General features: G+C 45.6%; 2 tRNA genes. Both read right to left on the bottom strand.

What is annotated here, in order from left to right:
• Window positions 1–55: 55 nt before the first annotated feature.
• A tRNA-Ala gene (locus HMPREF3264_RS10680) sits at window positions 56–131 on the bottom strand.
• Window positions 132–149: 18 nt separating this feature from the next.
• Window positions 150–223, bottom strand: a tRNA-Pro gene (locus tag HMPREF3264_RS10675).
• Window positions 224–281: the final 58 nt, after the last annotated feature.

The following is a 281-nucleotide window of genomic DNA, read 5'->3' as shown; positions in this document are numbered from 1 at the left end:
ACATATTGTCATTCAGTTTTCAATGTTCATCTACATATTAAGAGTAAAATATAAATGGTGGAGACTAGCGGGATCGAACCGCTGACCTCCTGCGTGCAAAGCAGGCGCTCTCCCAGCTGAGCTAAGCCCCCAAAGTATTTAGAAAGAAGTCGGGAAGACAGGATTCGAACCTGCGACCCCTTGGTCCCAAACCAAGTGCTCTACCAAGCTGAGCTACTTCCCGTATGTAGTTAAATAATCAATAATAAAATAGCGCGCCCGATAGGAGTCGAACCCATAAC

Origin of the sequence: Staphylococcus sp. HMSC62A08 (assembly GCF_001839105.1) — a bacterium.
In the GTDB taxonomy this organism is placed as follows: Bacteria; Bacillota; Bacilli; order Staphylococcales; family Staphylococcaceae; genus Staphylococcus; species Staphylococcus caprae.
Note: the sequence above shows the minus strand (reverse complement) of the source record. Positions and strands in the feature narration are given on the sequence as shown.